Origin of the sequence: Hugonella massiliensis (assembly GCA_001486445.1) — a bacterium.
GTDB classification, from domain to species: domain Bacteria; phylum Actinomycetota; class Coriobacteriia; order Coriobacteriales; family Eggerthellaceae; genus Hugonella; species Hugonella massiliensis.
Map to the genome: position 1 here is coordinate 163,379 of LN908986.1, position 6,501 is coordinate 169,879.

General features: G+C 64.2%; 4 protein-coding genes. All 4 read right to left on the bottom strand.

Annotated features, from left to right (window positions below; genetic code table 11):
• Positions 1–12: 12 nt before the first annotated feature.
• Positions 13–726: an alpha/beta hydrolase gene (locus BN3270_RS03265; RefSeq protein WP_148335473.1), complete on the bottom strand. Its 714-nt coding sequence runs from the start codon at positions 724–726 to the stop codon at positions 13–15.
• 43 nt (positions 727–769) lie between these two features.
• Positions 770–2,917 carry a YhgE/Pip domain-containing protein gene (locus BN3270_RS03270; protein ID WP_058985761.1) on the bottom strand — a complete coding sequence of 716 codons (2,148 nt, stop codon included), beginning with the start codon at positions 2,915–2,917 and terminating at the stop codon, positions 770–772.
• Complete coding sequence (locus tag BN3270_RS03275) at positions 2,914–5,580, bottom strand: YhgE/Pip domain-containing protein (RefSeq protein ID WP_058985762.1); 2,667 nt, start codon at positions 5,578–5,580, stop codon at positions 2,914–2,916. Before BN3270_RS03275 ends, BN3270_RS03270 begins: the two co-directional genes overlap by 4 nt.
• 163 nt (positions 5,581–5,743) lie before the next feature.
• Positions 5,744–6,154 (bottom strand): peptide deformylase, encoded by a 411-nt coding sequence (locus BN3270_RS03280; protein WP_058985763.1) that lies wholly within the window; start codon positions 6,152–6,154, stop codon positions 5,744–5,746.
• Positions 6,155–6,501: the final 347 nt, after the last annotated feature.

The window sequence follows — 6,501 nt, forward strand, 5'->3', positions numbered from 1 at the left end:
CCGCGGTCCCGCTCACCTTCGGTCCATCGCCGCCAGGTCGTCTGCCGTGCGCGCGATTTGCTCGTCGCGCGAGATCGTCGGCGCCCCGTCGCCGTCCTGCAGGCCGTAGTCGCCGAAATAGGAATGGCAGCCGCCCTCGATCGCATCCTCGACCGCCTGGGGGATGTTGCCCCGGTTCTTCGCGTAGGCGTCGCGGTTGAGCACGCCATCGTCCGTGCCGTAGACCGACGTCACCGCAAGGCCCGAGGTGCCCAGGTCCTTCGTCGCGTACGCCCCGCACAGCAGAAGCCCGCGAAAGTCGCCCGCATGATCGGCCGCATAGACGGCCGCCATGGCCCCGCCGAGCGAATGCCCACCGATGTACCAGCGCTCCACCTGGGGAAAGGCCTTCTGTTCCCCGCTGGCGGCGTTGGGGTCGAAGACCGCCAGGTTGAAGGGAAAGCGAACGAGCACACAGGTAAATCCGCGCTCGGCGGCTGCGCGCATAAGGGGCGCATAGGCCCGGGGGTCGACCTTGCCGCCCGGGTAAAAGATGAGCCCCGCCCCGTTAGCGGCCCCTTCGGCCGGCTCGAAGACCAGGTCGCCGTCGTCCTGCACGGTCAGCTGCACCGCCGCGTCACTCGTCAGCGCCACATGCGCCTCGTCGCCTGCCGCATACGACGTGTTCAGGTAGACCGCCGCCGCGACCAACGCGACGGCGAGAGCAACCGCAAGGGCCCAGCGCATCTTCCGTATGCACCCCGCGGAACGCGCACCCGTCCGGCCCACACTACATCAGCTTCGTTTCAGCAAGCTTGCGATCGGCATAGCGCATGAGCCGCATGATGGGCTTGCGGATAACGAAGGCAAGGACGAGGGAAATGGCCACGAGCGACGAAACCGCCACCATCGCAAAGGCCCATTCGTGCCCGTAGGCGCCCGCTATGCAGGCCTGCATGGCCCGCATGCCGTGCACGAAGGGCAGATAGGGATAGAGGCTCTGGAAGAAGGGCGCTGAAAGCTCTATGGGGAAGATACCGCCCGCTCCCGCCACCTGCATGACGAGCAGAATGACCGAAATCGCCTTGCCGATGTTGCCGAAGGACAGCACGAGGGTGTAGACGAACAGGCCGAAGCACTGCCCCACGATCACGCCCGTGAGCACGAAGCGCACCGGGTCGACGCATTGGATCTGCAAAAAGTAGACATCGCCCAGGCAGACGGTGAGGCTCTGGCCGAACAGAAGCAGCGAGAAGATGCCGAACCGGCCGAAATAGGCCTCCCGCGGTTTAAGGTTGGGATAGAGGACCCGACGAGCAGGCGACAGGTGGGTCTGCAGCATGACCGCCAGGATGACCGCCCCCACCCACAAGGTGAGCATGGTGTAGAAGGACGCCATCGACGAACCGTTGTTGGCCATCGAGTAGACGGCGTTGCGCTCCATCTGCACCGGCGCCGCCAGGAAGTTGGCGATAGCCGTGGAGTCGGTTCCCACCAGGTCCTTCACCTTCGAAAAGTCGCCGGCGGCCACGGCGTCGCGCAGGGCGTCGCGCTCGCCTGCGAGCTGGTCGGCCAAGCCGTCGAGTGTGGCAGCCGCCCCATCGAGCGCCGACTTGGTTGCGCCCAGTTGATCGGAGAGGGACCCGGTCGCCGTGGAAAGGGAGTCGGCCGTCGCGGAAAGCTGTTGGCTTACGTCATCGGAAGAGGACGCCACGGTGGAAAGAGAGCCCTTCAGAGCATCCACCTGTGACTTCAGGTCGTGCTCGTAGGAGCCCTCAAGCTGGGTCACGCCGCCCTTCGCCGCGTCGACCGCGTCGCGCACCTCTTGCTTGGAAGCAGACGCGTCCGTCACGCCCTCATCGATGCGGTCGGCGCTTTGCGAAAGCGCACTCGAAGCCGTATCGAGGCTCGAAATAACCCCATCGATCTCGTCGGTGGCGAGGCCCAGGTCGGCCATCGCATCGCGCACCTGCTTGAAAGCCGCGCGCTGGTCGTCCACCTTGCCCGACACCGTACGCAGGGCCGTGCTCGCATCGCCCGCCGACGTGCCGAGCGCGTCGAAGGCTGCATCGCTCTGATCCCGCAGGGCATCGAAGCTGTCGGAACTCGCCGACAGGGCGTCGTTCACGCGGTCGGTCACGCCGTCGAGGCTCTGCGTCGCGTCTCCCAACGAGCTCGAGGCATCGGAAATGGTGTCTTTGGCCGACTGGGACGTCGCGCCCGCGCCCTCCATCACCGAAGACGAGGAATCGACGAGGGTGTGCACCGCGCCCACCAGGTTGCCCAGGGCCCGCACGCTGTCGGCCGCGCCGCGCGCGTCCTGCACCGAGGTGTCAATGCGGGCGCCCACGCGTTCGGCGTAGGCCTGCAGGTTGCCGCTCGACCCGTAGGCCGACAGCTGGTCGAGCAGAGACAGGCCCACGTCGGCCACCGTGCCCGAAAAGGCCGTGCGAATGCTCTCCTGCACCGTATCGGCGCCCACGTCGGTCACGTGCGAGGCGATCGGGTTGATCTTTTCATTCACGTAGTAGTCGATATGAGCGGTTTGGGCGTTCTCGTTGAAGACCGACATCATGTCGGAGCTGAAGGTGGAAGGCAGCACGAGGGCGGCATAGTACTTCCCCGACTTCACCCCTTCTATGGCATCGTCGCTCGAAACGAACTGCCAGTCGAAGCTGCTATTGGACCGCAGTTCCGATTCGACCATGTCGCCGATGTTCACCGCGACGGGCAAGAGGTCGCTTTTGTAACCCTCGTCCTGCGTGGCGACGGCGACTTTAAGGCCTTCGGTGTGATGATAGGGGTCCCAGCTGGCGGCGTCGTTGAACCAGGCGTACATGGCGGGCAGGAGCATAAGGCCCACGAGCACCACGACGGCCAGGGAATTGCCCACGCCGTGCTTAACGTCGTCGACGAAGATGCGCAAGACGTTCTTCATCGGCGATCACCCCCTTCCCTACCAGAACGCCGGGCCTCGCGGCGGTCGAGGACCGCGCGGACGCGCGCCTCGTGGCCTTCGGAAAAATCGTGGTGGCGCAGGGGCACATGGTTGAGCGCTTCGGCTTCCATGCGGTCTTGCGACTGGGAAACCAGCTCGAGTTGGCCGTTCCAGTATTCGTGCAGATATTCGATCGCGATAATCGCGCCGTCGACGACCACCACCGACACCACGAACAGCACGAGCAGCTCGACTTTGGTGTTGGGGTCGGGATCGACCTGTAAGATCGACATGAGCACGATGACTCCGATAGGCAGTAGGAACACGATGAGCTGGCCGATGCCTTCGAGCGCCCGGTAGCTCTTTTCGAAGGCGGCGGCCCGCGCCGCGATCTTCGGGCGAAACTGGTCGTTGTCGTAGAGGGCGCGCAGGACGTTGCGAGACCGGTAGCGCTGTTCGAAGACGCCGTGCTCTTCGGTGATCATGAAGGTCGTTTCGGCCAGACGCTTGTCGAACAGGACGTTGAGGTTCTGGAAGTAGGGGCGCAGGACCATGCCCACGAAGAAGGCGGCGGGCACCATGAGCAGGAGCACAACCAAATCGTGAACGAGCTCGCCCCCGTAGATGCCACCGATGGCCTGGCGCATGGCGTCAATGCCGTAGGTAAAGGGCAAAAGCGGATGGATGGCCTGGAAGAAGTCGGGCATCATCTCTATTGGGTACATGCCCGACGACCCGGGAATCTGCATGATGAGCAGGACGACCGCAAGGGCCTTTCCGATATGGCGGAAGGAGATGGCGAGCATGTAGACGATGCTCACGAAGGCCAGGCTCGTCACCCAGGCGCTCACGAGCAGGGAAACGGGGTCGGCCACGCCGAAACCGAGCAGGAAGATCTCGCCGAGCACGATGACCGTCGCCTGGACCAGGTTCACGAACAGGTAGAGGAAGAAGCGGGCCAGATAGGCCTGAGAGGGCGATATGCCCTCGTAACCCTCGCGGTCGATTTCAAGCTTGATGATGGCCACGAGCATGAAGCAGCCGATCCAAATGGCCAGATTGGTGTAGAAGGGCGCCACGGCGGCCGCGTAGTGGGAAATCGGATAGATCGATTGGGTGTTGATGGCGAGCGGCGAGGACATGAACGAACCCACCTGCGAGGCATCGAGATGCTCGATGTCGACGACGCTCGACAGGTCGAGGGAACCCGCAAGCGCCGACAGGTCGGTGACGGTGGTGGAAAGACCTTTGCTCACGCGCGACAGCGTGCCGCTCGCATCGGAAAGCGACGACTGCATCTGGCCGATCACAGAATCCACCTGGCCGAGCAGGCCCTTCACCTGGTCGATCTGAGGGCCCAAGCCCGCAACGCTGCCCGAAAGCGTACCCAAGGTGGTGGACACGACGTCGGCGCTCGAGGAGAGCTGGGGCAGGACGTCGACGTTGAAGCTCTTGGTGGCGGCGACCATGGCTTGCGCCCCCGAGGCGGCACCATCGTTCATGGAAGTGATCAGACCCGATACGGCCAGGACCGACTTGCCCAGGTTGTCGCTTGCCGTCTGCAGCGAGTCGATGCTCTGCCGCAGGCTGTCGTTGCGGGCCATAAGCGGGGCTAGTACGCGGTTCTCGATATCGGCGCGCACGGAAGAGTCGGCGGGCAGGCTCGACGCGTCGAGGTGCTGCTGCACCGTATCGATCGCATTCTGGTTGCGATCGGCCACCGTGCGCAGGTCGGCCAGGGCGCCGTCGACCTGCGCCTTGGCGCTCATCGTGCGCTCGCGATAGTCGGCAACCTTCTGGTTGGCCGTAGAAGAGGCCTGCGTGAGGGCCGCAGCCGAATCGGTCAAGCCGCCGGTAAAGGCCGTGTTGAAGTCGCTCGAGGCGGTGCGCACCGTCGCGAGCGTGGATTGGGCGTCGGAAAGGGACTGCTCGATGCCGGGCAGGGCTTCGCGCATGGCGTCGAGCGCACCCTGGGCGTTCGCAACCGTGTCGTGCCAGTCATCGAGCCCGCCCGACGTGTCGTCGATCAGAGAAATGACGTCGTCCACCTGGGCCTGCGCATCGGAAAGCGATTGGCCGGCCGAAGAGGCGCGAGCGTTGACGTCGCTTTTGAGGGAGCCGGCCGCCTGCTTGAGGATCTCGGCCATGGCCTGCGACACGCTTCCGGTGAAGGAATCGTTCACCGCGTTGCCGATCGTCGACGACCCCGTGTCGGTCACCTTCACGGCCGTACCGCTGTACTTCTCGTTGACAAAGTACTCGATTTTCGGGTTGTCGGTGCGCCCGTCGAGGACGCCCGCCAAATCGGAGCTGAAGTTTTCGGGAATGATGAAGGCGGCGTAGTATTTGCCCGACTCAACGCCTTCGCGGGCTTCGTCTTCCGACACGAACTCCCACGTGAACGCATCGTTTTGCTGAAGCTGGTCGACGATCTGGTCGCCGACGTTGACTTCGCCCATGCCGTCGACCTGGGCGCCGGCGTCGTTGTTGACCACGGGGATGTGCATGTTGGCCGTGAGCTTGTAAGGGTCCCAGTTGGCCTCGATGCAGTACCAGGCGTACGCCGCCGGAAGCACGCACATGCCCAAGATGACACCGAGCGCGAAGGGGTTCTTCACGATGCGCTTGACATCGCGCCAGAACACGCTCAAGGCTGTTTTCATGGGATGGCCCCCTTCATTTCGCTCATACCGAGCTTATGAATATAGGAAAATTTCAGAGAGCCTACAGGGAAAGCGCGGAAGGCGGCAGACAGTATCTGCAGAGTCTCCACAATGCGGGGCACGCCGCGGACCTGCGCATCCAAGCCCCGTCAACCGCGACGACCTAGATGAGGATCCCCTTGGTATGGTCGACCTCGTGCTGGATGATCTGGGCCGTCCAACCCGTGAAGTCCTCTTCCCGCCAGACGAAATCGAAATCCTGGTAGCGTACCGTAATGCGCTTGTAGCGGCGGGTCGGACGGGTACCCGCAAGCGACAGGCACCCCTCTTCGGTATCGAAGGGCTGCGCGCGCTTCACGATTGCGGGGTTGAACATCACGCGTGCGCCCTCGCCTTGCGCGAAGACGATCGCGCTCTTGTTGACGCCGATCATGTTGGCTGCCATCCCCACGCATTCGCTGCGATGGGCGGCCAGGGTATCGAGCAAATCGTGACCCACTTCCACGTCTTTGGGCGTGGCGGGCTCGGCCGCGCGCGCGAGCATGAGGGGCATGTGCACGATGGGACGGATCATCGCATCCTCCTGAAAACAAGGTAGGCGTTCATACGGCCCGTGCGGCCGTCGGCGTCGAAGCGGGCGACGACCTGCGCCCGGGAGTCGCAGGCGGCAAGCGCCGCAAGGTCGGCATCGGAAAAACTGTGGCAATAGCGTATCGCATCGGTGTCGCGCCAGCCGCTGTCCCTTATACAAATCCCGCACGCCGTTCTTCATCCGCGCTCACCCCCTTCCCTACCCGACCACCGGGCCTCGCGGCGGTCGAGGACCGCGCGGACGCGCGCCTCATGGCCTTCCGCTCCCTCGCCGAGCCGCCCGGGACCATCGCTGCGCCCTCCGGCCGCCCTGCGGTCTGTCGCCTGGGC

Excerpts from the sequence above, each read along its gene's own strand:
- BN3270_RS03265 (WP_148335473.1), bottom strand. The coding sequence starts at position 726 with ATGCGCTGGGCCCTTGCGGTTGCTCTCGCCGTCGCGTTGGTCGCGGCG.
- BN3270_RS03270 (WP_058985761.1), bottom strand. The coding sequence starts at position 2,917 with ATGAAGAACGTCTTGCGCATCTTCGTCGACGACGTTAAGCACGGCGTG.
- BN3270_RS03275 (WP_058985762.1), bottom strand. The coding sequence starts at position 5,580 with ATGAAAACAGCCTTGAGCGTGTTCTGGCGCGATGTCAAGCGCATCGTG.
- BN3270_RS03280 (WP_058985763.1), bottom strand. The coding sequence starts at position 6,154 with ATGATCCGTCCCATCGTGCACATGCCCCTCATGCTCGCGCGCGCGGCC.